This window comes from Embleya hyalina, assembly GCF_003967355.1.
GTDB classification, from domain to species: domain Bacteria; phylum Actinomycetota; class Actinomycetes; order Streptomycetales; family Streptomycetaceae; genus Embleya; species Embleya hyalina.
This window is the reverse complement of sequence record NZ_BIFH01000015.1, coordinates 90,929-116,138: the sequence shown is the minus strand read 5'-3', so window position 1 is coordinate 116,138 and position 25,210 is coordinate 90,929. Positions and strand designations below refer to the sequence as shown.

General features: G+C 70.9%; 21 protein-coding genes and 1 pseudogene. 15 read left to right on the top strand and 7 right to left on the bottom strand.

Features of this window, described 5'->3' with window-relative positions; all coding sequences use genetic code 11:
* The 11 genes from nuoI to EMA17_RS08015 all read left to right on the top strand — a co-directional run bounded on the left by nuoI (position 1) and on the right by EMA17_RS08015 (position 12,974).
* Positions 1 to 585, top strand: a complete 585-nt coding sequence (gene nuoI, locus EMA17_RS08065; protein WP_101897063.1) for an NADH-quinone oxidoreductase subunit NuoI — start codon at positions 1 to 3, stop codon at positions 583 to 585.
* An 8-nt stretch (positions 586 to 593) separates the two neighbouring features.
* Positions 594 to 1,574, top strand: a complete 981-nt coding sequence (locus tag EMA17_RS08060; protein ID WP_371862984.1) for an NADH-quinone oxidoreductase subunit J — start codon at positions 594 to 596, stop codon at positions 1,572 to 1,574.
* Positions 1,571 to 1,870 (top strand): NADH-quinone oxidoreductase subunit NuoK, encoded by a 300-nt coding sequence (nuoK, locus tag EMA17_RS08055; protein ID WP_020549317.1) that lies wholly within the window; start codon positions 1,571 to 1,573, stop codon positions 1,868 to 1,870. The genes EMA17_RS08060 and nuoK overlap by 4 nt, the downstream gene beginning before the upstream one ends.
* Positions 1,871 to 1,976: 106 nt before the next feature.
* The gene (nuoL, locus tag EMA17_RS08050) at positions 1,977 to 3,875 is read left to right on the top strand and encodes an NADH-quinone oxidoreductase subunit L (RefSeq protein ID WP_371862983.1); all 1,899 of its coding nucleotides are present in this window, start codon (positions 1,977 to 1,979) and stop codon (positions 3,873 to 3,875) included.
* Positions 3,876 to 3,939: 64 nt separating this feature from the next.
* On the top strand, positions 3,940 to 5,577 hold the full coding sequence (locus EMA17_RS08045) for an NADH-quinone oxidoreductase subunit M (RefSeq protein WP_126636226.1): 1,638 nt from the start codon (positions 3,940 to 3,942) through the stop codon (positions 5,575 to 5,577).
* 2 nt (positions 5,578 to 5,579) lie between these two features.
* Positions 5,580 to 7,166, top strand: coding sequence for an NADH-quinone oxidoreductase subunit NuoN (gene nuoN, locus EMA17_RS08040; RefSeq protein WP_126636225.1), 1,587 nt, complete (start codon positions 5,580 to 5,582; stop codon positions 7,164 to 7,166).
* Positions 7,167 to 7,209: 43 nt separating this feature from the next.
* The gene (locus EMA17_RS08035) at positions 7,210 to 8,220 is read left to right on the top strand and encodes a polyprenyl synthetase family protein (RefSeq protein ID WP_126636224.1); all 1,011 of its coding nucleotides are present in this window, start codon (positions 7,210 to 7,212) and stop codon (positions 8,218 to 8,220) included.
* Between the two features lie 239 nt (positions 8,221 to 8,459).
* Positions 8,460 to 9,545: a LolA family protein gene (locus tag EMA17_RS08030; protein WP_246126530.1), complete on the top strand. Its 1,086-nt coding sequence runs from the start codon at positions 8,460 to 8,462 to the stop codon at positions 9,543 to 9,545.
* Complete coding sequence (locus EMA17_RS08025; protein WP_126636222.1) at positions 9,542 to 10,495, top strand: ABC transporter ATP-binding protein; 954 nt, start codon at positions 9,542 to 9,544, stop codon at positions 10,493 to 10,495. Before EMA17_RS08030 ends, EMA17_RS08025 begins: the two co-directional genes overlap by 4 nt.
* Positions 10,482 to 11,411: an ABC transporter permease gene (locus EMA17_RS08020; protein ID WP_126636221.1), complete on the top strand. Its 930-nt coding sequence runs from the start codon at positions 10,482 to 10,484 to the stop codon at positions 11,409 to 11,411. The genes EMA17_RS08025 and EMA17_RS08020 overlap by 14 nt, the downstream gene beginning before the upstream one ends.
* A gap of 153 nt (positions 11,412 to 11,564) precedes the next feature.
* Positions 11,565 to 12,974 (top strand): S8 family peptidase, encoded by a 1,410-nt coding sequence (locus tag EMA17_RS08015; RefSeq protein WP_126636220.1) that lies wholly within the window; start codon positions 11,565 to 11,567, stop codon positions 12,972 to 12,974.
* Positions 12,975 to 12,995: 21 nt separating this feature from the next.
* Here EMA17_RS08015 and EMA17_RS08010 read toward each other — a convergent pair whose 3' ends face one another.
* Positions 12,996 to 13,619 (bottom strand): DUF6058 family natural product biosynthesis protein, encoded by a 624-nt coding sequence (locus EMA17_RS08010; protein ID WP_126636219.1) that lies wholly within the window; start codon positions 13,617 to 13,619, stop codon positions 12,996 to 12,998.
* Positions 13,620 to 13,860: 241 nt separating this feature from the next.
* Here EMA17_RS08010 and EMA17_RS08005 point away from each other — a divergent pair, with 241 nt between their 5' ends.
* Positions 13,861 to 14,343, top strand: coding sequence for a GtrA domain-containing protein (locus EMA17_RS08005; protein ID WP_246126529.1), 483 nt, complete (start codon positions 13,861 to 13,863; stop codon positions 14,341 to 14,343).
* Positions 14,344 to 14,449: 106 nt separating this feature from the next.
* Here the strand turns inward: EMA17_RS08005 and EMA17_RS08000 are convergent, their stop codons facing one another.
* Complete coding sequence (locus EMA17_RS08000; protein ID WP_126636217.1) at positions 14,450 to 14,791, bottom strand: VOC family protein; 342 nt, start codon at positions 14,789 to 14,791, stop codon at positions 14,450 to 14,452.
* A 122-nt stretch (positions 14,792 to 14,913) separates the two neighbouring features.
* Between EMA17_RS08000 and EMA17_RS07995 the strand changes: the two genes are divergently transcribed.
* The 3 genes from EMA17_RS07995 to zapE all read left to right on the top strand — a co-directional run bounded on the left by EMA17_RS07995 (position 14,914) and on the right by zapE (position 17,081).
* On the top strand, positions 14,914 to 15,498 hold the full coding sequence (locus EMA17_RS07995; RefSeq protein ID WP_126636216.1) for a Uma2 family endonuclease: 585 nt from the start codon (positions 14,914 to 14,916) through the stop codon (positions 15,496 to 15,498).
* Between the two features lie 19 nt (positions 15,499 to 15,517).
* Positions 15,518 to 15,787 carry a hypothetical protein gene (locus EMA17_RS07990; protein WP_126636215.1) on the top strand — a complete coding sequence of 90 codons (270 nt, stop codon included), beginning with the start codon at positions 15,518 to 15,520 and terminating at the stop codon, positions 15,785 to 15,787.
* A 217-nt stretch (positions 15,788 to 16,004) separates the two neighbouring features.
* Complete coding sequence (zapE, locus tag EMA17_RS07985) at positions 16,005 to 17,081, top strand: cell division protein ZapE (RefSeq protein WP_126636214.1); 1,077 nt, start codon at positions 16,005 to 16,007, stop codon at positions 17,079 to 17,081.
* A gap of 411 nt (positions 17,082 to 17,492) precedes the next feature.
* Here zapE and EMA17_RS07980 read toward each other — a convergent pair.
* From EMA17_RS07980 to EMA17_RS07960, 5 genes and pseudogenes are all read right to left on the bottom strand, one after another.
* Positions 17,493 to 19,484: pseudogene (locus tag EMA17_RS07980) on the bottom strand (APC family permease); the annotation flags it as partial.
* 142 nt (positions 19,485 to 19,626) lie between these two features.
* Positions 19,627 to 20,622, bottom strand: coding sequence for a 2-oxoacid:ferredoxin oxidoreductase subunit beta (locus EMA17_RS07975; protein WP_246126572.1), 996 nt, complete (start codon positions 20,620 to 20,622; stop codon positions 19,627 to 19,629).
* 67 nt (positions 20,623 to 20,689) lie between these two features.
* The gene (locus EMA17_RS07970; RefSeq protein WP_126636211.1) at positions 20,690 to 22,552 is read right to left on the bottom strand and encodes a 2-oxoacid:acceptor oxidoreductase subunit alpha; all 1,863 of its coding nucleotides are present in this window, start codon (positions 22,550 to 22,552) and stop codon (positions 20,690 to 20,692) included.
* A gap of 321 nt (positions 22,553 to 22,873) precedes the next feature.
* Positions 22,874 to 23,518: a response regulator transcription factor gene (locus tag EMA17_RS07965; protein ID WP_078975791.1), complete on the bottom strand. Its 645-nt coding sequence runs from the start codon at positions 23,516 to 23,518 to the stop codon at positions 22,874 to 22,876.
* A gap of 143 nt (positions 23,519 to 23,661) precedes the next feature.
* Positions 23,662 to 24,996 (bottom strand): sensor histidine kinase, encoded by a 1,335-nt coding sequence (locus EMA17_RS07960; protein WP_126636646.1) that lies wholly within the window; start codon positions 24,994 to 24,996, stop codon positions 23,662 to 23,664.
* Positions 24,997 to 25,210: the final 214 nt, after the last annotated feature.

Genomic DNA, 25,210 nt, shown 5'->3' with positions numbered 1-25,210 from the left:
GTGCCCAAGTTCCTCGGACCGGTCGCGGGGTTCGGTGTCACCTTCGCGACGATGTTCAAGAAGGCGAACACCGAGTACTACCCGTACGAGAAGAAGGTCACCGCACCGCGATTCCACGGCCGGCACCAGCTCAACCGGTACGCCGACGGCCTGGAGAAGTGCATCGGCTGCGAACTGTGCGCGTGGGCGTGTCCCGCCGACGCGATCTTCGTGGAGGGTGCCGACAACACCGACGAGGAACGTTTCTCGCCCGGTGAGCGGTACGGCCGCAACTACCAGATCAACTACCTGCGCTGCATCTTCTGCGGTCTGTGCATCGAGGCCTGCCCGACCCGGGCGCTCACCATGACCAACGAGTTCGAGCTCGCCGACACCAGCCGGGCGAGCCTGATCTTCACCAAGGAACAGCTGCTCGCGCCGCTGTACGAGGGCATGGTTCCCGCGCCGCACGAGATGTACCCGGGCACCACCGACACCGACTACTACCTGGGCAAGGTCACCGGCGCCGCACCCGGCACGGTGACCCAGGGGCGGTCCGGTGAGCCGGCCGAGGCGGGCGCGCAGGGGACGGAGGCGGGCCGATGAGCCCCGGAATGGACTTCGCGGCCGAGGTCACCAAGACCTCCACCGGCGAGGCGCTGCAGTTCTGGGTGCTCGCGGCCGTCGCGCTGATCGGCGCCCTGGCGACCGTCTTCATGAAGAAGGCGGTGCACAGCGCCCTCGCGCTGGTCACCACGATGATGTGCCTGGCGATCTTCTACCTGGCCCAGGGCGCGGTGTTCCTGGGCATCGTGCAGATCGTGGTCTACACCGGCGCGATCATGATGTTGTTCCTGTTCGTGCTGATGCTGGTCGGCGTCTCCTCGGTGGACTCGCTCAAGGAGACCCTCAAGGGTCAGCGGATCGCCGCCGCCGGGCTCGGCCTGGGCTTCGGCATCCTGCTCACGGCGGCCATCGCCAACGCCTCGATCACCCACTTCACCGCGCTGGCGACCAAGTCGGCGGGCAGCCGCCCGGTATACCCGGCGGAGACCGACGACGAGGCGCTGCGCGCGGTTTCCCAGGGCAACGTGCAGGGCCTGGCGCACCAGATCTTCACCAAGTACATCTGGGCCTTCGAGATGACCAGCGCGCTGCTGATCACCGCGGCGGTCGGCGCGATGGTGCTCGCGCACCGCGAGCGCCTGGTGCCGCGCAAGACCCAGCGCGAGTTGTCCGAGGAGCGGGTGCGGGACAACAAGCAGGTCGCTCCGCTGCCCACGCCCGGGGTGTACGCCCGGCACAACGCGGTGGACGTACCCGCACTGCTCCCCGACGGCAGCGTCTCGGAGTTGTCGATCAACGGCACACTGCGCGCACGCGGTCAGATTCGCGACGTCAGCGCCGAGGCGGTGCACAGCGTGGCCGCGTTGGAGACCGCCGGCGCCGACGATGACGACGAGGCATGGCCGGACGAGTCGGACGCGCCCGCGTCCGCACCGGTGCCCACCGCCCGCCAGGAGCACGAGGACCCCGACCCGGGCTCGGGCGACGAGGTCGGCGCCGGCGCCGGTTCGAAGGAGGGGCGCTCGTGAACCCGGTGAACTACCTGTATCTGTCCGCGCTGTTGTTCACCATCGGCGCGGCCGGGGTGCTGCTCCGGCGCAACGCGATCGTCGTGTTCATGTGCGTCGAACTGATGCTGAACGCCTGCAACCTCGCGTTCGTGACGTTCGGCCGCATGCACGACAACCTCGACGGCCAGATCATCGCGTTCTTCACGATGGTCGTCGCCGCCTGCGAGGTCGTGGTCGGACTGTCCATCATCATCGCCATCTTCCGCAGCCGCCGTTCGGCCTCGGTCGACGACGCCAGCCTCATGAAGTGGTAGGTCGGAACCGGTGATCGAAACCTCCTCCCTGGCCTCCGGCGCCCTGCTCGCCAACGAGGGCGGCGGCGGGCTGCACTCCACGGCCGCCTCCGGCGCCTTCTCGGCGTTGTGGCTGGTCGTCGGACTGCCGTTGCTCGGCGCGGTGTTGCTGCTGGTCGGCGGCAAGCGGACCAACCCCTTCGGACACATCCTCGCCACCGCGCTCGCCCTCGGGTCGTTCGTGGTCGGCGTGCTGATGTTCGTGACCATGCTCGACAAGTCCGGCCCCGGCCGCTCGGTGGACCAGCACCTGTGGACCTGGGCGCCGGTCAACGAGTTCCAGGCCGACATCGGCCTGCACCTGGACCAGTTGTCCATGGTGTTCGTACTGCTGATCACCGGTGTGGGCTCGCTGATCCACATCTACTCGATCGGCTACATGGCGCACGACGAGAACCGTCGGCGCTTCTTCGCCTACCTGAACCTGTTCGTCGCCGCCATGCTGCTGCTGGTGCTGGCGAACAACTACCTTCTGCTGTACGTCGGTTGGGAGGGCGTCGGGCTTGCCTCCTACCTGCTGATCGGGTTCTGGCAGCACAAGCCGAGCGCCGCGACCGCGGCCAAGAAGGCGTTCATCATGAACCGCGTCGGCGACTTCGGTCTGGCCGTGGCGATCTTCCTGATGTTCACCACGTTCGGCACCTTCTCCTTCGAGGACGTGCTCGGCGGCAGCGCGACCGCGAGTGACGGCACGATGACCGCGATCGGCCTGATGCTGCTGCTCGCCGCCTGCGGCAAGTCGGCGCAATTCCCGCTCCAGGCCTGGCTCGGCGACGCCATGGAGGGCCCGACCCCGGTCTCCGCGCTGATCCACGCGGCGACCATGGTCACCGCCGGCGTGTACCTGATCACCCGCTCGGCGGAGATCTTCGACGCCTCGCCCGACGCCCAGCTCGCGGTCACCATCGTGGGCGCGATCACCGTGCTGTTCGGGGCGATCGTGGGTTGCGCGAAGGACGACATCAAGAAGGCGCTCGCCGCCTCCACGATGAGCCAGATCGGCTACATGATCCTGGCCGCCGGCCTGGGTCCGATCGGCTACGCGTTCGCGATCATGCACCTGGTCACGCACGGCTTCTTCAAGGCCGGGTTGTTCCTCGGCGCGGGCTCGGTCATGCACGGCATGAACGACGAGGTGGACATGCGCCGCTACGGCGGCCTGCGCAAGTACATGCCGATCACCTTCGTCACCTTCGGTCTGGGCTATCTGGCGATCATCGGATTCCCGCTGCTCTCCGGGTTCTTCTCCAAGGACAAGATCATCGAGGCGGCGTTCGCCAAGGGCGGCACGTCCGGCTGGATCCTGGGCGCGGTCACCCTGCTGGCGGCCGGGCTCACCGCGTACTACATGACGCGCGTGATGCTGATGACCTTCTTCGGCAAGGAACGCTGGAAGGAGGCGCCCGCGGGCGCGCCGGCCGACTGGCACGAGCCGCACCCGCACGAGTCGCCGGTCTCGATGACCGGTCCGATGATCCTGCTCGCCTTCGGATCGGTGTTCGCCGGCGGCCTGTTCGCGCTGAACGACTCGTTCGTGAAGTGGCTGACCCCCGTCACCGGGTTCTCGCACGGCGACCTGCCGATGAGCGAGTGGGCGGTGACCGGCATGGCGATCGCGATGGTCGCGCTGGGCACGGCGGTCGCCTACCTCCAGTACGCCCGCCGCGAGGTGCCCTCGGTGGCGCCGGCGGCGAGCCCGGTCACCGTGGCGGCCCGCCGCGACCTGTACCAGGACGCGATCAACGAGGGCCTGGTCATGCGGCCCGGGCAGTATCTGACCCGCCTGCTCGTGTGGTTCGACAACAAGGGCGTGGACGGATTCGTCGGCGGCCTCGCGGCCTTCGTCGGCGGCACCTCGGCGCGGGTGCGCCGGGTACAGACCGGGTTCGTCCGCACGTACGCGCTGTCCATGTTCGGCGGCACGCTGCTGGTCGTGGCCTGCACGCTGATGGCTCGGATGGCGTGATGACGACGATGCCGACCCGAATTCGGATCGCCCACACGGTAGGCGTCCAGGCGGAGGGACTTCGATGAACGGCCACTTTCCCTGGCTGACGACGCTCGCGGCGCTGCCGTTCGTCGGCGGCCTGTGCGTCGCCGCCGTACCGGCCGGCAAACGCAGGCTCGCCAAGAACGTGGCGCTGCTGTTCAGCCTGCTCACGCTGGCCGTCGCCGTGGTGGTGGCGACCAAGTTCGACAACGACGGCGGACGTTTCCAGATCACCGAGAGCTACAGCTGGATCTCCTCGTTCGGCGTGCGCTGGTCGCTGGGCGTGGACGGGATCGGCCTGGTGCTGATCCTGCTCACCGCGGTGCTGATGCCGCTGCTGATCCTGGCCTCGTGGCACGACGCGGACGAGGCGCCGGTGGGCGCCGACGGCTCGGCCGGAGCGGGCCGGCCCGCGCCGCGCGGCACACACGCGTTCTTCGCGCTGATGCTGCTGGTCGAGGCGATGGTCGTGGTGTCCTTCGCGGCCACCGACGTGTTCATGTTCTACGTCTTCTTCGAAGCCATGCTGATCCCGATGTACTTCCTGATCGGCGGCTTCGGCGGCGCGCAACGCTCCTACGCGGCGGTCAAGTTCCTGCTGTACAACCTGCTCGGCGGCCTGGTCATGCTGGCCGCGGTGGTGGGCCTGTACGTGGCCACCGCCAACCAGGGCATCGGGGTGGACGGGCACGGCACCTTCGACTTCGTGAAGATCTCGCAGGCGGTCGCCACCGGTCAGCTGGACATCGACCCGACCGCGGAGAAGGCGCTGTTCCTGGGCTTCATGTTCGCGTTCGCGATCAAGGCCCCGCTGTGGCCGTTCCACACCTGGCTGCCGGACACCATGACCGAGGCCACCCCGGGTGTCGCGGTCCTGGTCACCGCGATGGTGGACAAGGTCGGCACGTTCGCGATGCTCCGGTTCTGCCTGGAGATCTTCCCGGACGCGTCGAAGTACTTCGCCCCCGTGGTGATCACCCTCGCGGTGATCGGGATCATCTACGGCGCGCTGCTCGCGGTCGGCCAGACCGACATCAAGCGGCTGATCGCGTACACGTCCATCTCGCACTTCGGCTTCATCATCCTGGGCATCTTCGTGATGACCAGTCAGGGCCAGTCGGGCGCGACGCTGTACATGGTCAACCACGGGTTCTCCACCGCGGCCCTGCTGCTGATCGCGGGCTTCCTGATCTCGCGCCGCGGCAGCAAGACGATCGCCGACTTCGGCGGCGTGCAGAAGGTCGCCCCCGTCCTCGCGGGCACGTTCCTGGTGGCCGGACTCGCGACCCTGTCGATGCCGGGACTCGCCCCGTTCGTGAGCGAATTCCTGGTGCTGGTGGGCGCGTTCACGAAGTACAAGGTGGCCGCGATCTTCGCCACCACCGGCATCGTGCTCGCCGCCCTGTACGTGCTCGTCCTGTACCAACGCACGATGACCGGTCCGGTCCGGCCCGGGAACGAGAAGCTTCGCGACCTGGTGCCGCGCGAACTGGCGGTCGTGGTACCGCTGATCGCGTTCCTGCTCGTGCTCGGCGTCTACCCGAAGCCGGTGCTCGACGCGGTGAATCCGGCCGTGGACCACACGCTCAGCCGGGTGGAGCAGAAGGACCCGGCGCCCACCAAGCCCATCGAACAGGCCGCGGGCACCGAGGCGCACACCACTGGAGGCTCCAAGTGAGCATGAGCACCGCCGCAACGGCAACGCTCGCCGTGACGAAGGTGGACGCGCCCACCATCGAGTACGGCAAGCTCTCGCCGATCCTGATCGTCGCGGGCGTGGCCGTGGTCGGCGTGCTGATCGAGGCGTTCCTGCCCCGACCGGCCCGCTACCGCGCCCAGCTCACGGTGGCCCTGGTCGGCATGATCGCCGCGTTCGGCGCGATCGTATGGCTGGCCCGGGACCTGCCGGACGACCACCGGGGCAGCATCACCGCGATGGGCGCGATCGCCGTCGACGGCCCCTCGCTGTTCCTCCAGGGCACGCTGCTCCTGATCGGCATCGCCTCGGTGCTGCTGATCGGCGAGCGCAGGCTGGAACCGGCCGGCGGCGACGCGTTCGCCCCGCAGGCCGCGGCCGCGCCCGGCTCGCAGCAGGAGAAGGACGCCGCGGCGGCCGGGTGGACGCAGACCGAGGTCTACCCGCTGGCCATGTTCTCGCTGGTGGGCATGCTGCTCTTCCCGGCGGCGAACGACCTGCTGATGATGTTCGTCGCGCTGGAGATCCTGTCCCTGCCGCTGTACCTGCTGTGCGGGCTGGCCCGGCGCAACCGGCTGCTCTCCCAGGAGGCCGCGCTCAAGTACTTCCTGCTCGGCGCGTTCTCCTCGGCGTTCTTCCTGTTCGGCGTGGCCATGCTCTACGGCTACTCGGGCAGCGTCTCGCTGGACAAGATCGGGGTGGCCTCGGCCGGCGCGATGGACAACGACGCGCTGTTGCTGATCGGGCTCGCGATGGTGGCGGTCGGCCTGCTGTTCAAGGTCGGCGCGGTGCCGTTCCACTCCTGGACGCCGGATGTGTACCAGGGCGCGCCGACCCCGATCACCGGGTTCATGGCGGCGGCCACCAAGGTGGCCGCGTTCGGCGCGATGATGCGCTTCTTCTACGTCGCGCTGCCGGGCATGCGCTGGGACTGGCGGCCGGTGATGATCGGCGTCGCGATCGCGACCATGGTCGCGGGCGCGGTCATCGCGATCACCCAGACCGACGTGAAGCGGCTGCTCGCCTACTCGTCGATCGCCCACGCGGGTTTCATCCTGACCGGAATGATCGCGATGAACGACGCGGGCGTGTCGTCCACGATGTTCTACCTTGTGGCCTACGGATTCGTCACTCTGGGTGCGTTCGCGGTGGTCACCCTGGTACGGGACGCGCGTGGCGAGGCGACCCATCTGTCCCACTGGGCGGGTCTGGGCAGGCGTTCGCCGCTGGTCGCGGGAGTGTTCGCGCTGTTCCTGCTCGCCTTCGCCGGCATCCCGTTGACCAGCGGTTTCGCCGGAAAGTTCGCGGTCTTCCAGGCGGCGGCGCGCGGCGGCGCGGGCAGCCTCGTGGTGGTCGGTGTGCTGTGCAGCGCGATCGCCGCGTTCTTCTACGTGCGGGTCATCGTGCTGATGTTCTTCTCGGAGCCCAAGGCGGACGGTCCGACGGTCGTCGTACCGAGCGTGATGACCACCGCTGCCATCGCGCTCGGGGTAGCCGTTACCGTGGTCCTTGGCATCCTCCCGCAGCCGGTACTGGACCTCGCGGACAAGGCAGCCTTGTTCGTCCATTGAGCACGACGCAGAGACTCTGCGTGATCGACAGGAGAGAACCGTCATGGCGATCGTGGGGCCCTTCGGGCTGAGCGTCACGGACGAAACTCTCGACGCCGACATCAGGGCGGGGATGGCCGCCGTGGAGCAGGAGCTCCTGGCGGCCACCAAGAGCGAGTTCCCCTACCTGACGCAGACCTCGCGACACCTCGTCGAGGCGGGCGGCAAGCGGTTCCGGCCCCTGCTGGTGCTGCTCGCCGCCCAATTCGGCGACTGGCAGGCCCCGGGCGTGGTGCCGGCGGCGGTGGTGTGCGAACTGACGCACCTGGCCACGCTGTACCACGACGACGTGATGGACGAGGCCCCGCTGCGGCGCGGCGCGCCCAGCGCGAACTCCCGGTGGGACAACTCGGTGGCGATCCTGACCGGCGACTTCCTGTTCGCCCGGGCCTCGGAGATCGTCGCCGACCTGGGCAACGAGGCGGTGCGGATCCAGGCCCGCGCGTTCGCCCGACTGGTGACCGGCCAGATCCGCGAGACGGTCGGTCCGGCGATGGGCGACGACCCGGTCGAGCACTACCTGTCGGTGATGGCGGACAAGACCGGCTCGCTGATCGCCGCCTCGGGGCAGTTCGGCGCGATGTTCGCGGGCGCCGACGAGCACGTGGTGGACATCCTGACCCGCTACGGCGAGCGGTTCGGCGTGGCCTTCCAACTGGCCGACGACGTGCTCGATATCGCCAGCGAGGCGACCGAGTCGGGCAAGACCCCGGGCACCGACCTGCGCGAAGGGGTGCCGACGCTGCCGGTGTTGCACCTGCGCGCGGGGGTGGCGGGCCCGTCACCGGCGGCCGACCGGCACCTGCTCGAACTGCTCGACGGTCCGATCACGGACGACGACGAGCACGCGGAGGCCCTGTCGCTGCTGCGCGGGCACCCGGCGCTGGCGAAGGCCCGTGAGGACACCCGGCGTTACGCGGAGGAGGCTCGGGAGGTTTTGGCTCCCCTGCCGGATTGCAGCGCGAAGCGGGCTTTGTCCTCCCTGTGTGAACTCGTGGTGGAGCGCAGCGCCTAGTCCGTGGCACCCGCCTGCCCGCCCGCTCGTCGCGTCCGGTGTACGGCTGTGGATTACTCCCGGACTGCTCCCCCGGGAGTAGTGCGGGTTCCTGTGGGTCAGCTTGAAGTCCCAGGCCCTCGGGCGCGGGGCGCCCCGAGGGTGACGTTTTCCGGTGACGTACGGGCGACGCCGGGTGGGTGACTCCGATGGTCCTCTTGATGTGTCGCACCGGACACTCGCATCAGGGGGCACCTGTCATGACCAGCACCACCCGCCGATCCGTGCCGTGGCGCTTCGCCGTGCCGGCCGCGATCGCGGCCGCCACCGTCGGCGCGGTCACCATCGGACCGGCCGCGTTCGCCGACGACGGGCGCCCGGGACTGCCCGACGTCACCGCCGAACAACTCGTCGCCAAGGTCGCCGCGGCTCGGGCCGACGCGTTGACCGGCACCGTCCGCATCGACACCGACCTGGGCCTGCCGGCCGTCCCGGGCAAGGGCGGCGGCGGCCCGCAGGCGCTGCTCTCGGGCACCAACAGGCTCCAGGTGGCCCTGGACGGCCCGGACCGGCAGCGGATCGGCATCATGGCCGATCTGTCCGAGTACAACGTCGTGCACAACGGCCGCGACGTGTGGACCTACGACAGCCGTGCGCACGCCGTGACGCACACCACGGTCGACACGACGCGCCCCGACGTGGCGTCGCTGGTGCCGACCACCCCGCAGGACGCGGCCCGCCAACTGCTCGACCTGGTCGGCCCGAGCACCGACGTCCGGGTCGACGGCACCGCCCGGGTCGCCGGGCACGACGTGTACAAGCTGCGCTTCGCGCCCAAGGCGCAGGGCAGCCTGATCGCCGCCGCGACGGTGTTCGTGGACGCGAGGACCGGGGTGCCGCTGCGGGTCACCGTGGACACCGTCAAGGGCGGCAAGCCGGCCGTCGACATCGGCTTCGAGCAGGTCTCCTACGACAAGCCGGCCGCCGGCACGTTCGACTTCAAGCCGCCGGCCGGCGCCCGGGTCACCGAGGCCCCCGCGCACGAGGCGGCACCCGGGAAGCCCACCGCACCGCCGGCGCCGAACGGCGAGCGGACCGCCCCGGGTCTGCTGGGCGAGGGGTGGACCACCGTGGTCGAACTGCCCGCCGGGGCCAAGGGCAAGGAAGGCAAGGAGGGCAAGGAGGGCAAGGACGTCACCGGGTTGCTCGGCAAGCTGGGCAAGCCGGTGCCGGGTGGGACGCTGATCAACACCCGGTTGCTGAACGTGTTGACCACCGACTCGGGCCGGGTCTTCGCCGGCGCGGTCGACGCGGACACGCTCCAGCGGATCGCGGCACAGCGATGACCGCGTCCACGGCGGTCGGGACCGCGGCGATCCGTACCGAGGGGCTGTCCAAGCGCTACGGCCGGGACCGGCTCGCCGTGGACGGCCTCGACCTGACCGTCCCGGCCGGCTCCGTCTTCGGGTTCCTCGGGCCCAACGGATCCGGCAAGACCACCACCATCCGGATGTTGCTCGGGCTGATCCGGCCCACCGGTGGCACGGTCACCCTGCTCGACGGCCCCATGCCGAGGGCCGTCGGGCAGGTCCTGCCCCGGGTCGGCGCACTGATCGAGGGCCCGGCCCACTACGGCTTCCTGACCGGTCGGCAGAACCTGGACCGGCTGGACGCCGCCGACCCCACGTCCGACCCTCGGACCCGCAACGCCCGGGTGGACGCGGCGTTGGCGAAGGTCGGCCTGACCGCGGTGGCCGGCCGCAAGGCGCGGGCGTACTCGCTCGGCATGAAGCAGCGGCTCGGCATCGCCTCCGCGCTGTTGCGCCCGCGCGACCTGCTGGTCCTGGACGAGCCGACCAACGGCCTGGACCCGCAGGGGATGCGCGAGATCCGCACGCTGATCCGCGGGTTGGCCGCGGACGGCACCACGGTGTTCCTGTCCTCGCACCTGCTGGACGAGATCGAACAGGTGTGCACCGACGTCGCGGTGATGAGCCACGGGCGGCTGATCACCCAGGGCACCGTCGAATCGTTGCGCGCCGGTACCCGGGCCCGCCTGCTCGTCACGACTCCCGACGCGGGGGCGGCGGTCGTGGTGTTGCGGCGGCTCGGCGCGACCGACGTGGTCGGCACCGACGACGGGGTGGAGGCCGACCCGCCCGCGCTGGAGCCGGACGAGATCTGCGCGGCGCTGGTGCGCGCCGACATCCGGGTCCGATCGTTCACCCTCGCGCGGCCGTCCCTGGAGGACGCGTTCGTCGCCCTGACCGGGGAAGGCTTCGATGTCACCGACTGACGCACTGCCCAAGACGGGTGTCCTGTCGCCCGCGTTCGGGCACTCCACGGCGGATGCCGAATCGTTCGGCGCCGAACGGCTGCCGCGCCTGCGCGGGCTGATGCGCAGCGAACTGCGGTTGGTGTTCCTGCGGCCGCGGACGGCCGCGATGCTGGGCTTCCTGGCCCTGGTGCCGGTGCTGCTCGGGGTCGCGCTGCGCTACTTCCACGACGGGGGTTCCTCGCGCGGCGGTGGCGACGGCGGGACGATGGACTTCGTGAACCAGGTCACCGGCAACGGGCTGTTCCTGGTCTTCGCGTCGCTGGCCGCCGCGTTGCCGTTCTTCCTGCCGATGACCGTCGGCGTGGTCGCGGGCGACTCGATCGCGGGGGAGGCGCACGGCGGGACGCTGCGCTACCTGCTGGTCGCGCCGGCCGGGCGGACCCGACTGCTGCTGGTGAAGTTCGCCGGTGTGCTGACGTTCTGTCTGGCCGCGACGCTCACCATCGCGATGTCCGCCCTGGCGGTCGGCGCCGCCTTGTTCCCGATGGGCGATGTGCCGCTGCTGACCGGGGATTCGATCTCGATGGTCGAGGCGTCGTGGCGGGCGGTGCTGATCGCGCTGTGCGTGGCCGCCTCGCTGGTCGGCCTGGCCGCGATCGGGCTGTTCGTGTCCACGCTGACCACGGTGCCGGTGGCGGCGATGGCGACCACGGTCGGCGTGGTGATCGTGACCGCGATCCTGACCGGGATCCCGCAGCTGTCGGGTCTGCACCCGTGGTTGTTCACCGACGCGTGGATGAGCTTCGGGGACCTGCTGCGCGATCCGATCCCGACCGGCGAGATCCTGCGCAACCTCGGGATGCAGGCGGCGTACGCGGCGGTCTTCGGCGCGGCGGCGTGGGCTCGACTGAACGAGCGCGACATCACCACGTGAGACGGGGGGCGCGCCGACGGGCGTCGGGTGGGCCGGGGGACCGGCTCGCTCGGCGCCCGTCGGCGTTCGGGGCCGGTTCGCCCCCAGTGGGCGGGCGACTCGTCCGGGTGAATGCCGGGTTGGTTCGGCCGGTACATGTGCATGTGGGCCGTCATGAGGATGCGTGTGGCGATCGCGATGGTGTCGGCGGCCGGGGTCGTGCTGCTCGGGACGGTGCCCACGCGGGCGGTGTCGGCGGCGCCGAGCGGGTCGGTCGAGGCGCCCGCGGAGACCTACTCCTACCTGGTGCTGACCCGAGAGCCGGGGCCGGCGGGGACGGTGCTCGTGGAGTCGGCGGTGCGGCGGGCGGGCGGCACGGTGGTCGGGGCGTACGGGCGGATCGGGGTGGTCGTGGCGCACGGTGGGCCGGGGTTCGCGGCGGCGGTGCGGGGGCGGCCGGGCGTGGCGCGGGTGGGGGCCACCCGGACGGCGCCGATCGCGGAGCGCGGTGGGTCGAGCGCGCGGGCCGGCGGCGCGGTCGCGGATCCGGCGGAGGCTCCGCAGTGGAACCTGGCCATGGTGCACGCGGACGAGGCGTGGCGGATCACCGAGGGCAGCCCCGATGTGGCGGTCGCGGTGGTCGACTCCGGGGTGGACGACCGGCATCCCGATCTGGCGCCGAACTTCGACGCGGAGTTGTCGGTGGACTGTTCGACGGGTCGGCCGATCCGGGAGGGCGCGGCGTGGCGGGCGCCGCGCTCGGACCACGGGACGCACGTGGCGGGCACGATCGCGGCGGCGCGCAACGGCGTCGGCGTGGTCGGGGTGGCGCCGAGGGCGCGGATCGCGGCGGTGCGGATCGGCGACGCGGACACGATGTTCCACGCCGAGGCGAGCGTATGCGGGTTCGTGTGGCTGGCCGAGCACGCCGCGCGCGGGCTGCGGATCGCCAACCACAGCTACTACAACGACCCGTGGTGGTTGATGTGTCCGGACGACGAGGACCAGGCGGTGGCGTACGAGGGCATCCGTCGGGCGGCGGCCTACGCGGCCGAGCGCGGCGTGTTGTCGATCGCCGCGGCGGGCAACGACGGCTACGACCTCGCGCACAAGACGGTGGACCCGTACAGCCCGAACGACGCGGCGAGCCGGCCGGTGCCGCCGCGCCCGGTGACCGACGCGTGTCGGATGGCGCCCGCCGAACTCCCGGGCGTGGTCACGGTCGCGGCGGTCGGCACGGACGGTCGGCGGGCCGGCTACTCGAACACCGGCCTCGGCGTGGTGGATCTGGCCGGGCCCGGCGGGAACGGCTCGGCCGGCGGCGAGGGCGTGTTGTCCACCGCGCGCGACGGCGGGTGGGCCCGGAAGGAGGGCACCTCGATGGCGGCGCCCGCGGTGAGCGGGGTGGCCGCGCTGATCGTGTCCGAGCACCCGGAGTGGGGCCCGGACACGATCGCGGCCCGGCTGGCCGCCACCGCGCTTCGGCTGCCGTGTGCGGGGTCGTGTACCGCGTCGGGGGAGGTCGACTCGTTCCACGGACACGGACTGGTCGACGCGCTGCGGGCGGTGCGGCCGGGGTCGTGAGGCCGCTCGATGCGGCCCCGATCAGGGGGTGCGCGGGTGGCGGGCGCGGGGTGCGGTGATGTGGGTGTCGCGGGAGACCGGGCCGCCGAAGCGGAGGCGGTCGTAGGCGGTGAAGTCCGGCTCCAGGGCGTCCAGGTCGTCGATCGACCGGTGGAGCGCGGCGCGCCAGGCCGGATCGTCCGGCGCGGGTGCGGCCAGGGCGGCGTCGATCGCGGCCATCAGTTCGCTCTTGCGCCGGATCGTGGTGGGGGAGACGGAGCGCAGGCAGACGTACTGCCCGCCGAGGTAGCCGGCCCACTCCTCCTCGCCGTCGACCGGATCGGCCCAGTGCCCGACGAACCAGGCCCGGAGCCGGTCCGGGCCGCCGGCCGCGTCGGCGAGCGCGAACAGGTCGGCCGGCACCATCTCGACCCCGTCCGAGCGCAGGTAGGAGGGCAGCGGCAGGCACCGGTCCAGGACGAGTCCGCGCACCCGTTCCGGATCCCGCCCGGTCGCCGCGCACAACGCGGTCAGCTCGACGAACTGCCGATTCACGTACGCGTCGTCGGCCGGCGTCATCGGATGGTCACCGTTGACCTCCCGAAACCGCTCGGCCACGGCCCGCGCGGCCGCCGATGCCGGCCGAACCCCTGTGCCGCCATCCATCCCGCACCACCTCCGCCTGCGGCCGGCGACCCTCGGCCCGCGAACCGGACCGGGCCCGCCGGCGAACGACCCGTGCCCGGCACGCTAGCCGCGCCACGCTTCGGCGCCGGCCGAAACGCCCCGGTGGTAGACCCGCCTCCGAGGCTCGAACGCCGGCCGCCGGCACCGGCTGACAGCCGCCGACAGGGGCGGTCAGCGGATTGTGCGAGGGCTGCCGGCGGTGCGGCGGATGCTCTTCGACATGGACACCGACCGCAGCGCCGCCGCCCCCACCCGGCCCCCCGGAGTGATCGCCTCCTTCGTCCGCTTCGTCGTCTTCGGCGGCGGGGTCGGCCTCGCGAGCAGCGCGACGCTGGTCCTGCTCTCCGGCCACGTGCCGTTCGCCGCCGCCAACGCCCTGGTGACCGTGGGCTCCACCCTGATCGCCACCGAGCTGCACAGCCGCTTCACCTTCGGGCAGGACAGGCCCGGCGGGAGCGACCACGTCAAGGCGGCGCTGACCGTGCTGGTCTGCTACCTGTTCACCACCGCCGCGATGCTGGTGCTGCACACGATCCGGCCGCACGCCGGGGTGCTGGTCGAGCAGTCGGTGTACCTGTCCGCCTCCGGCCTGGCGGGCATCGGCCGGTTCGCCTTCATGCGCCTGGTGATCTTCGCGCGCAAGGGCGGCCCGAAGGCCGACGAGCGGGTCCTGGCCCGCGAGGCCGTGGTGACGGCCGCCTGAGCGGACCCGGTCCCGACCGGCGACGGATCGGCTCACCCGGAGCGGCGACCGTGTCCCGCCGCCTCCCGGTCCGGCCGATCCGCCGCCTTTTCGCCGCTGCCCCAGCTCAGTCGACGAAGCAGAACTCGTTGCCCTCGGGATCGCGCATGACCCGGAACGACCCCTGCTCGTCGGTGACCGTCCCGCCCGCCGGCGTCGCCCCGAGCGAGACCGCGAGCGCCACGGCCGCGTCGATGTCGGCCACCGCCAGGTCCAGATGCAGCCGGTTCTTCCCGGCCCTGTCCTCCGGCACCGGCTGGAACGCCATCCGCGCCGCGTCCGGCGGCTCGACATGCGACCAGCCCCGCTCCCGATCGACCGGTTCCCCACCGAGCAACCCGGCCCAGAAGCGGACCAACACCCGCGGTTCGCGGGCATCCACGACGATCTGACGCAGCCGTACACGCATCCCGCGAGCCTAGACGAGAGCACATCTGCCCGAACGGGTGAATGGCCCGAGAAGGGCTACTGTGCCCTCGACCCCGAAACTAGGCTGAAGGAGTTGCCTCGGGGAGAGGAGGAACGGGTGTGATGTCCGTCGAAGCTGTGCACACACATGGTGTGGAAACCGACGACGATGCGATGCCGGATCCGTTGCAGTTGTTCTCCGCCCTGTCCGAACGACTGCACGACTATCGCGTGGAGTTCATCGACCGGGAGACTCGGGTGTCACCACCGTCGGACGGCGATCACGAGACTCTCATCCGGCGTCTGGCCAGGCAGTTGGCGCGCTTCGACGTGGGCAATCGTTTCGATGCCGCCATGAACAAGGGTGTGCAGACGCCGGCCGGCGATCGTGTCGTTCCCGACATCACGGTGACCGCGTCCGGTGCCATGCGTGGCGCGGAGTCCTGGATGCCGTCGGACGGGGTGCTCCTGGTGGTGGAGGTGACCTCCACCGTCCCCGGCCGGGACCGGTTCACCAAACGGCAGGTCCATGCCGAGGCCGCGATCCCGCTCTATCTCCTGATCGACCGTTCCGAATCCAAGCCGACGCTCTTCACCGAGCCGGAGAAGGGCAACTACACGGGGCGCGTGGAGGTCGGCTTCGGCAAACTCCTGCCGATGCCCGATCCCTTCGGCTTCGTCCTCGACACCGCTTCGATCGTCGACTGAGCCATGGGGGTGGGATGCCGTGTCCGACGACGCGGACAGTGGACTCAGCCCGCTTGCCCGTCGGGTGCTCGCCTGCATGTTGGCCGTGCCGGAGGGGATCAAGTTCACCGGCAAGGACGTGGCCGATGTGATGCCCGAGGGGCCGTACCGGGTGCAGAAGGCGCTGCGGGAACTGGGCGCCGCCGGACACCGCACCGTGCGGCGGCTGAAGAGGCCCAATGGGCAGTTCTACGTCGAAGTCGAGTACCACGCCGTTCCCGTCCGATCCGATGACTCGCCGGTGGATTGAGGCGACATTCAAGTGATTACGTGACTGCGTAAGAATCGCGGCGTGGTGGAGCGAGCGCACGCGCGCCGTTCGCGGAGCACCCGGCCGCGCTCGGTCGGGCGCGGGCACTACGAGGTCCCGACGATGCGCGTGGTGCCGTTGCCGGTGGTGTCGTTCGCCTCCCGGTCGTGACCGGGGTCACGGATCACGCCCCGATGCCGGCCCTAGGATCTCGATCATGCGAACGACGGTCGAGACGATCCGGAGCCGTTTCGACGAGGCCGCCCGGGCGCGCGGGTACACCCTCGATCCGGCCCAGCGGCAGGCCGCCGACCGCCTGGCCGAACTCGGCCTCGCGCTGGGCCGGGGCCGGGCGCACGGGCTGTTCCATCGCCGGACGCCGCCGGGGCTGTACCTGTGGGGGCCGGTCGGGCGGGGCAAGACCTGGCTCCTCGACACCTTCTTCGCCGCCGTCGCCGGACCCGCCGACCGCCGGACCCGGGTGCACTTCCACGCCTTCTTCCGGCAGTTGCACGAGGCGGTCCGACGGCACCGGGACGACCACGGCCACGAGCACAGCGCGGTGGACGCGGCGGTGTCCGAACTCGTGGGCGACGTCGACCTGGTCTGCTTCGACGAGTTCCACGTGCACGATCCGGGTGACGCGATGCTGGTCACCCGGCTGCTGCGGGAACTGCACACCCGGGGGGTGGTCCTGGTCTGCACCTCCAACTACCCGCCGTCCGCACTGCTGCCCAACCCGCTCTACCACCACCTGTTCGAGCCGACGATCCGGGAGATCGAGACCCGGATGAGCGTGGTCACCGTCGCCGGTCCGCAGGACTATCGGGCGTTGCCCCGGGCCAAATCCGGCGTCACCGCGTTCGCGCGGGGCGCGGTGTTGTGGCCGGGCGACCCCGGGCAACTGCGCGGACAGGGCCTGGTGCCGCCCACGCCGGCCGAGGCGGCGACGCTGACGGTGAACAACCGCGTGCTGGTGGTCGAGGCGGCCCGGCCGGACGAGTTGTGGGCCGGGTTCGAGGCGCTGTGCGAGGGGCGGACGTCGCCGCTCGACTACCTCGTGCTGGCCGAGACGTACCCCACGTGGGTGATCCGCGACCTGCCGCCGCTGAAGACCGCGAGCGCCGAGGCCCGGCAACGTTTCGTGAACCTGATCGACGTGTGTTGCGACGCCGACGTCCGGCTCTTCCTGGGCAGCGACCGCCCGCTGCCGGAACTGCTCGCCGGCGACGACCTGCCGACCGACATCGTGCGCACCGCGAGCCGGCTGGGCCTGCTGCGCCGGGTCGGCTGAGCCGACCGCGACGCCGGGGACCGGGCCCCGCTACTCCTCCTCGTCCTCGGGCAGGAGTTCGTAGGTCGGATCGTGCATCGCCAGGTGGCCCTCCGCCTCGCCGACCACCCCGCGTACGCGCAGTCGGCGGCCCGGTTCCACGCCCGCGAGTCGGCGCCGGCCGTGGAAGAGCAGCCGGAGGCGGCCCGTGTCGTCGTACAACTCGACCTCCAGGGCCGGTCGCGCGGTCTCCGGCGACGGCGACACCGCCCGGATCCGGCCGACCACGTTCGCGTGCTGCCGCCACTTCAGCGCGGCCACCGAGACGGTCGCGACCGATCCACCGGCCGGCTCCGGCTCCGCGTCCACGGTCGGAAGCAGCCGGGGGACACACTTCGCGGCCGCCTCCCGGTCCGGCGCCGGTCGGTGGGCCATCGCCGCGCCGACGTCGAACGGCACGATGGTGGCGACCGCGTGCGGCACCCGGGTCAGCGCGGACGCGATCGATTCGGTGGTCCGCCCGTGCAGCAGCCGACCGATCACCGGCGGATACGTGCGACGCGGCAGCAGCAGCATGATCCCCGACGCGCCGTCCGCCACCTCCCGCGCGGCCAGTTCGACGACCGCGCGGGCCAGTCGCCGGTCCGGGCACTCGATCAGCTCCAGCGGGATGTCGGCCGCGCGAGAGGCGTCCCAGCGGGTGCTCAGTTTGCGGGCATGCCGACTGTCCAGCACGAAGTGCGCCGCGTGCAGGTCGTCGGCGCGCAACGAGCGGGCGTAGCGCAGCGCCTGGAGCACCGCGACGTCGAGCGAGTCGACCAGTACCACCACCACCGACCGGTCGCGGAGCCCGAAGTCCGCGGTGGCCGGCGCCGCCTCCAGGGCCGCCGCCTCCTCGCGATAGCGCCGGTTGACCCCGATCAACGCCCACACGCCGAGCGGGAAGAGCACGACCACCAGCCACGCGCCCTCGGTGAACTTGGTGATCGCGAAGATCAGTACGACCGCCCCGGACACCACGGCCGCGAGCGCGTTCACCACACATCCGGCCCGCCAGTGGCCGGTGCGATGGGTCCAGTGGTGTTTGGTCAGCCCCGCGCCCGCCATCATGAATCCGGTGAACACGCCGATCGCGTACAGCGCGACCAGCGAGTCCACGCTCGCCCCGGTGGCCAGGAGCAGGGCCACGGCCGGCACCGCGAGCAGGATGATGCCGTTGGAGAAGGCCAACCGGTGTCCGCGTTTGCGCAACATCTTCGGCAGGAAGGCGTCCTCGGCGACGAAGTCGGCCAGGAACGGGAAGCCGTTGAACGGTGTGTTCGCGCCGGTGTACAGGATCAGCGCGGTGGCGAGTTGCACGAAGACCAGACCGGCCCGGCCGAGCACCCCGCCGCCGAGCACCAGGTGCGCCTCCTGCGCGATCACCGTGGGATCGCCGTCCACGTAGGGGATCGCGTGTGTGGCGTGCGCGAGCAGCGAGATGCCGAGCACGAGCACGGCCAGCACCAGCGACATCGCCACCAGCGTCTTGCGCGCGTTGCGGCCCTGCGGTTCGCGGAAGGTGGAGACGCTGTTGGACAGCGCCTCCAGGCCGGTCAGCGAGGACCCGCCGTTGGCGAACGCCCGCAGGACCACGAACAGCGAGGCGCCGTAGAGCAGTCCGTTGCCCGACGTGCCCAGCGGGACCGCGCCGGCGGCGTGTACGTCCGCCTGGGGCAGCGACCCGTGCGTCGTCCAGCGGATCAACGCCACCGCGAAGACGATCGCCAGCGCGCCGATGAACAGGTACGCGGGCAGCGCGAACGCCCGCCCGGCCTCCCGGACCCCGCGCAGGTTGCCGTAGAAGAGCACGCCGACCACCGCGACGCACACCTCCGGTTTCCACCGGCTGATGTCGGTGTCCCACATCAGGTGCAGCAGCGAGGCGATCGCGTCGGTGCCGGCCGCGGTCTGCACCGCGACGGTGACCACGTAGTCGATCAGCAGCGCGACCGAGGCGACCTGCGCGACGCGCGGCCCGAAGTTGTCCCGGGCCACGATGTAGGAGCCGCCGGCCTTGGTGTACAGGCTCACCACGTCCCAGTAGGACAGGGTGAGCAGGAGCAGCACCGCGAGGATCGCGTAGGTGACCGGCAGCAGCAACGTGAAGGCGGCGACGCCGATGTAGGGCACCAGGGCGCGGAGCATCTGCTCGGTGCCGTACGCGGACGAGGAGATGCAGTCCGAGGCCAGTACGCCGAGCGCGGTCGGGTTGGACAACTTCTCGCCGCGCAGCCGCGAACTCACCAGGGGCGGGCCGAGCAGTCGCTTCTTGAGCCGATACCCGATCGTCTCGGGGATTCGGACGTCCACGCTGAGCGGGGCGGGCGGGCCGCCGACCGCCGGCGCACCGGCCCGGCCGCCCGGTCCCGGGGGCGACTGCATACCCGCACGGCTGCCCGGGTCCCGGGCGACGCATGCGGGCGCTCGGCCGAACAGGGGGCTCGGCCGAACCGGGGGCTCGGCCGAAATCCGAGCGGGCCCGGCACACGCTCGTGCCGGGCCCGCTCGGGTGTCGCCTGTTTCGCTAGTCGATCGACCAGGTGTCGTTGCCGCGGATCAGCGAGGCCAGGTCGCCCGGGCCCTGCTTCGTCGCCGCCTCGGCCATCTGGGCCGACATCAGCCGGTCGTAGACCGGACGCGCGATGTCGCGGAACACCCCGATCGGGGTGTGCGTGTTGCTCGTCAGATCGCCGAGCCGGGTCAGCGCGAAGGCCAGCTCCGGGTTGTCCGCGTGCGCGTCGTGCACGAGCACGGCGTCCTCGCCGACCTTGGCCACCTCGGCCACGTCCAGCGCACCGTGCGCGCCGCGGATGACGCCGTACTGGCCCTCCGCGCCGAACCGGATCGGCTGCCCGTGTTCGAGCCGGATGGTCACGTCGTCGCGCTGCGCGGGGTCCTTGAGCTGCTCGAACGCGCCGTCGTTGAAGATGTTGCAGTTCTGGTAGATCTCCACCAGCGCGGTGCCCTCGTGCGCCGCCGCCGCGCGCAGCACCGAGGTCAGGTGCTTGCGGTCGGAGTCGATCGACCGGGCCACGAACGACGCCTCGGCGCCGATGGCCACCGACAGCGGGTTGAACGGGTGGTCGAGCGAGCCCATCGGAGTGGACTTGGTGATCTTGCCGGTCTCCGAGGTGGGCGAGTACTGACCCTTGGTCAGACCGTAGATCCGGTTGTTGAACAGCAGGATCTTCAGGTTGACGTTGCGGCGCAGCGCGTGGATCAGGTGGTTGCCGCCGATGGACAGCGCGTCGCCGTCACCGGTGACCACCCACACCGACAGGTCCTCGCGGGAGGTGGCCAGACCCGTCGCGATGGCCGGCGCGCGCCCGTGGATCGAGTGCATGCCGTAGGTGTTGAGGTAGTACGGGAAGCGGCTGGAGCAGCCGATGCCCGAGATCCACACCACGTTCTCCTTGCGGAGCCCGAGTTCGGGCAGGAAGCCCTGCACGGCGGCCAGGATGGCGTAGTCGCCGCAGCCCGGGCACCAGCGCACCTCCTGGTCCGACTTGAAGTCCTTCATGGACTGCTTGGCATCGGCCTTCGGGATCAGCGCCAGCGAGGGGAAACCGCCGGCGCCGTTCGCGGACTCAGACACTCTCGATCACTTCCCGGATCACGTGAGCCAGTTCCTCGGACTTGAACGGCAGCCCGCGAACCTGGTTGTACGACATGGCGTCCACGAGGAACCTGCCGCGCAGGAGCAGGGCGAGCTGACCCAGGTTCATCTCCGGGACGATCACCTTGTCGTACGACCGCAGCACCTCGGCCGTGTTGGCCGGGAACGGGTTGAGGTGGCGCAGGTGGGCCTGCGCGACCTTGCCGCCCGCGGCCCGCACCCGGCGGACCGCCGCCGCGATCGGGCCGTAGGTGGAGCCCCAGCCGATCACCAGGACCTTGGCGTCGCCGGTCGCGTCGTCGACCCACAGCGGGTCGATGTCCTTCGCGATGCCGTCCACCTTGGCCTGGCGGGTGCGCACCATCAGGTCGTGGTTGGCCGGGTCGTAGGAGATCGACCCGATGCCGTCGGCCTTCTCGATGCCGCCGATGCGGTGTTCCAGGCCCGGGGTGCCGGGCACCGCCCACGGGCGGGCCAGCGTCTCGGGGTCGCGCTTGTACGGCCAGAACTCCTTGGTTCCGTCCGCGTTCTCCTGGTTCGGCTCGGTGGCGAACGCGACCCGCAGATCCGGCAGTTCGGAGGTCTCGGGCAGGCGCCACGGCTCGGAGCCGTTGGCCAGGTAGCCGTCGGAGAGCAGGAAGACCGGGGTGCGGTACTTCAGCGCGATCCGGGCCGCCTCGACGGCGGCGGCGAAGCAGTCGGACGGGGTCTGCGGGGCCACGATCGGCACCGGCGCCTCGCCGTTGCGGCCGAACATGGCCTGGAGCAGGTCGGACTGCTCGGTCTTGGTGGGCAGCCCGGTGGAGGGCCCACCGCGCTGCACGTCGACGATCAGCAGCGGCAGCTCCAGCGAGACCGCGAGGCCGATCGTCTCGGACTTGAGCGCGACACCCGGACCGGAGGTGGTGGTCACCCCGAGCGCACCGCCGAACGACGCGCCGAGCGCGGCGCCGATGCCCGCGATCTCGTCCTCGGCCTGGAAGGTGCGCACGCCGAAGTTCTTGTGCTTGGCCAGCTCGTGCAGGATGTCCGAGGCCGGGGTGATCGGGTACGAACCCAGGTAGACCGGCAGGTCGGCCAGCTGTCCGGCGGCCACCAGGCCGTAGGACAGCGCGAGGTTGCCGGTGATGTTGCGATACGTGCCCGAGGGCAGCTTCGCCGGTGCCACCTCGTAGGAGACCGCGAAGTCGTCCGTGGTCTCGCCGAAGTTCCAACCCGCCTTGAACGCCGCCACGTTCGCCTCGGCGATCACCGGCAGCTTGGCGAACTTGCGCCGCAGGAAGTCGACGGTCGCCTCGGTCGGGCGGTGGTACAGCCAGGACAGCAGCCCGAGCGCGAACATGTTCTTCGCCCGCTCGGCGTCCTTCTTGGAGATCTCGAACTCGGCCAGCGCGCCGACCGTCAGCGTGGTCAGCGGGATCGCGTGCACGTTGTAGGCGTCGAGCGACCCGTCCTCCAGCGGACTGGTCGGGTAGCCGACCTTGGCCATCGCGCGCTTGGAGAATTCGTCGGTGTTGACGATGATCTCGGCCCCGCGCGGCAGGTCGCGGATGTTGGCCTTGAGCGCGGCCGGGTTCATCGCGACCAGGACGGTCGGCGCGTCGCCCGGGGTCAGGATGTCGTGGTCGGCGAAGTGGAGTTGGAAGCTCGACACGCCCGGCAGGGTGCCCGCGGGCGCCCGGATCTCGGCGGGGAAGTTGGGAAGGGTCGACAGATCGTTTCCGAACGTCGCCGTCTCGGACGTGAAACGGTCGCCCGTCAGCTGCATTCCGTCACCGGAATCGCCGGCGAACCGGATCACGACCCGGTCGAGCTGCTTGACCTGCTTGGTCACGGGGAAGGACCTCCTCGGCGCTGCGGCGGTTGGTCCGCGCACCGCGCGGATGTCGCAGTTTTCATCGTACGGCGGCACGGAGGGACACCGTGGTGCCCCCCGGGAACAGGCGGGGATCCGCCCTGGCGCGCGACGTGAGCGGCGTCACGCTTCGGACATGGCCCGCCGGCGGCACAAATCCGGCTGAACCCGAGCAAAGTACAGCCGAACCCATGCCGGGCACTGCGGTATCCGAGCAAAACAAAGGACCGCCCCCGGCTGGGACGGCGCCTCCGATCGACCGGATGATTGCATGGGTCCAGTAATTCGATCCCTACGATGTCAGGATCCGAGATAGGCGAGTACCGCGAGCACACGTCTGTGATCGGTGTCACTGGGCGCCAGGCCGAGCTTGCCGAAGATGTTGCTGACGTGCTTCTCCACCGCTCCGTCGGACACCACCAAAGCCTGTGCCACGGCCGCGTTGGTGCGCCCCTCGGCCATCAGACCGAGTACTTCCCGCTCGCGCGGTGTGAGCTTTTCCACCACATCCCGTTTGCGCGAGCGGCCGAGCAGCTGCGAGACCACCTCGGGGTCGAGGGCGGTGCCGCCGCCGGCCACCCGCTCGACCGCGGCGACGAACTCGCCGACGTCGGCGACCCGGTCCTTGAGCAGATAGCCGACGCCGCTGGTGTTGCCCGCGAGCAGTTCCGTCGCGTACTGCTCCTCGACGTACTGTGACAGGACAAGCACCCCGACCTCGGGCAGCGTCGCGCGCATCGTCACCGCCGCGCGGATGCCCTCGTCGGTGTGCGTCGGCGGCATGCGCACATCCACCACGCAGACGTCGGGACGCAGCTCGGTCGCGACCGCGACCAGTTGCTCGGCGTCGCCGACCGCTCCCACGATCTCGTGGCCGCGAGCGGTCAACAATCGGGACAAACCATCCCGAAGTAGTACGGAATCCTCAGCGATGACGACGCGCACTGCGTTCACATCCCCCAAATCCGGTAGGCCGCACCCGGACGGCGGGTGCGGCCTACAGTCTTCCGGATTCGAACGGATGCGGCGTACCTCGGCCGGCTCGACCGGAAGGGATCGGGAGGGCGGCGGTCACCCCCGGCGGAACCTCACAGCGGCAACCACACGGTGATCCGGGTCGGCCCGCCCTCGGGGCTGTCCACGTTCAGCGTGCCGTCCACGCCGCGCACCCGCTCGGTGAGGCCGGCCAGGCCGGAGCCCTTGCCGGTGGCGGCGCCACCCGCGCCGTCGTCGGCGACGATCAGGTACATCCGGCCGTTCTCGTGGCCCACCGTCACCCACGCGTGTGTGGCGCGGGCGTGCTTGGAGACGTTGGTCAGCAACTCCGACGCGCAGAAGTAGGCGACCGACTCGATCGGCGCCGGCGGGCGCTCCGGCAGATCCACCTCGACCCGGACCGGGACGGTGCAGCGGGCCGCGATCGAGGACAGCGCCGCGTCCAGGCCCCGGTCGGTGAGCACCGCCGGGTGGATGCCCCGGGCGAGGTCGCGCAGTTCCTGGAGGGCGAGTTTGACCTCGTCGTGCGCGGAGGACACCATCCGCGCGGTCTCGGTGTCCTGGCTCGCGTTCAGGTTCTCCTTCGCCATGCCCAGGTCCATCGCCAGCGCCACGAGCCGCGCCTGGGCGCCGTCGTGCAGGTCGCGCTCGATCCGCCGCAGGTCCGAGGCGGCGGTGTCGACCGCCGCGCCGCGCGAGACGGTCAGGTCGCGCACCTGCTCGGACAGGAAGGCCGGGCCGAGCAGTCCGCGCACCATCACCCGGTCCACGTTGGCCATCCCGCGCACCAGCCACGGGGTGGCGAAGAGCAGCACCACCCCGGCCGCCACGGTCAGCGACACCAGACCCGGCCCGGCGAGGTAGTGGTCCACACCCGGCTCGTTCGGCCCGTCACCGGAGATCATCGCGCCCGGCATGTCGGCCCGGCGGTACAGCGGCTGGGTGAGCGGATAGGTGATCGCGCTCAAGGAGGCCGCCCACGACACCGTGGTGACCACGAAGGTGAAGACGCCCCAGGGCAGTTGCAGGAACAGGTAGAGACAGGCCCGCCACCCCGTACGGTCGGTCAGCCCCGACCGGATCCAGCCCGTCCACCCGGGCCGGCGTTGCAGGGGCGCCGGCGCGCGGACGTGCTCGTCGAGCAGCGCGCTCGCCCGGGCCCGCTCCATCCGCCCGAACGCGCGACTGCCGAGCAGGGTCAGCGCGATCAGTGGCAACCCGATCAGGAACAGCGGGGTCAGCCCGATGCCGAGCGCGATGAACACCACCGCGTAGGTGAAGCCGACGATGCCGACGGGCAGGTTCAGCACCAGATGGATGGTGTCGGTCCACGTGCGCACGGTGAACGGCGCGCGCAGGATGCCCGGCCGGGTTCGAACCGGGGCATCACCTGTGGACCCGTCGTAGGCAGTCACGGGTGAGGGCATGGACATGGAGTTGCCTCGCTGGGAGAGAAGCCGATCCGTTGGGTCAACTCTGCCTGGGGACCCGGACGGGTCCCATGGCGCGGGTCGGTGTCTTGGGGGTGGGGTTGTCCCTACCACCCGGGGCCCGGGCGGATGTCACCGATCCGGCGGGGTCGACCGGACCGGACACCGGGGACAGGTCCGGCGCAACCCCCCTAGACTCCCGTGCCACAAA

What these genes read in the sequence shown, in the direction of transcription:
- EMA17_RS08060 (WP_371862984.1), top strand. Translation starts at nt 594, where the DNA reads ATGGACTTCGCGGCCGAGGTCACCAAGACCTCCACCGGCGAGGCGCTG.
- EMA17_RS08045 (WP_126636226.1), top strand. Translation starts at nt 3,940, where the DNA reads ATGAACGGCCACTTTCCCTGGCTGACGACGCTCGCGGCGCTGCCGTTC.
- nuoN (WP_126636225.1), top strand. Translation starts at nt 5,580, where the DNA reads ATGAGCACCGCCGCAACGGCAACGCTCGCCGTGACGAAGGTGGACGCG.
- EMA17_RS08035 (WP_126636224.1), top strand. Translation starts at nt 7,210, where the DNA reads ATGGCGATCGTGGGGCCCTTCGGGCTGAGCGTCACGGACGAAACTCTC.
- EMA17_RS08030 (WP_246126530.1), top strand. Translation starts at nt 8,460, where the DNA reads ATGACCAGCACCACCCGCCGATCCGTGCCGTGGCGCTTCGCCGTGCCG.
- EMA17_RS08025 (WP_126636222.1), top strand. Translation starts at nt 9,542, where the DNA reads ATGACCGCGTCCACGGCGGTCGGGACCGCGGCGATCCGTACCGAGGGG.
- EMA17_RS08020 (WP_126636221.1), top strand. Translation starts at nt 10,482, where the DNA reads ATGTCACCGACTGACGCACTGCCCAAGACGGGTGTCCTGTCGCCCGCG.
- EMA17_RS08015 (WP_126636220.1), top strand. Translation starts at nt 11,565, where the DNA reads ATGAGGATGCGTGTGGCGATCGCGATGGTGTCGGCGGCCGGGGTCGTG.
- EMA17_RS08010 (WP_126636219.1), bottom strand. Translation starts at nt 13,619, where the DNA reads ATGGATGGCGGCACAGGGGTTCGGCCGGCATCGGCGGCCGCGCGGGCC.
- EMA17_RS08005 (WP_246126529.1), top strand. Translation starts at nt 13,861, where the DNA reads ATGGACACCGACCGCAGCGCCGCCGCCCCCACCCGGCCCCCCGGAGTG.
- EMA17_RS08000 (WP_126636217.1), bottom strand. Translation starts at nt 14,791, where the DNA reads ATGCGTGTACGGCTGCGTCAGATCGTCGTGGATGCCCGCGAACCGCGG.
- EMA17_RS07995 (WP_126636216.1), top strand. Translation starts at nt 14,914, where the DNA reads ATGTCCGTCGAAGCTGTGCACACACATGGTGTGGAAACCGACGACGAT.
- zapE (WP_126636214.1), top strand. Translation starts at nt 16,005, where the DNA reads ATGCGAACGACGGTCGAGACGATCCGGAGCCGTTTCGACGAGGCCGCC.
- EMA17_RS07975 (WP_246126572.1), bottom strand. Translation starts at nt 20,622, where the DNA reads ATGAAGGACTTCAAGTCGGACCAGGAGGTGCGCTGGTGCCCGGGCTGC.
- EMA17_RS07960 (WP_126636646.1), bottom strand. Translation starts at nt 24,996, where the DNA reads ATGCCCTCACCCGTGACTGCCTACGACGGGTCCACAGGTGATGCCCCG.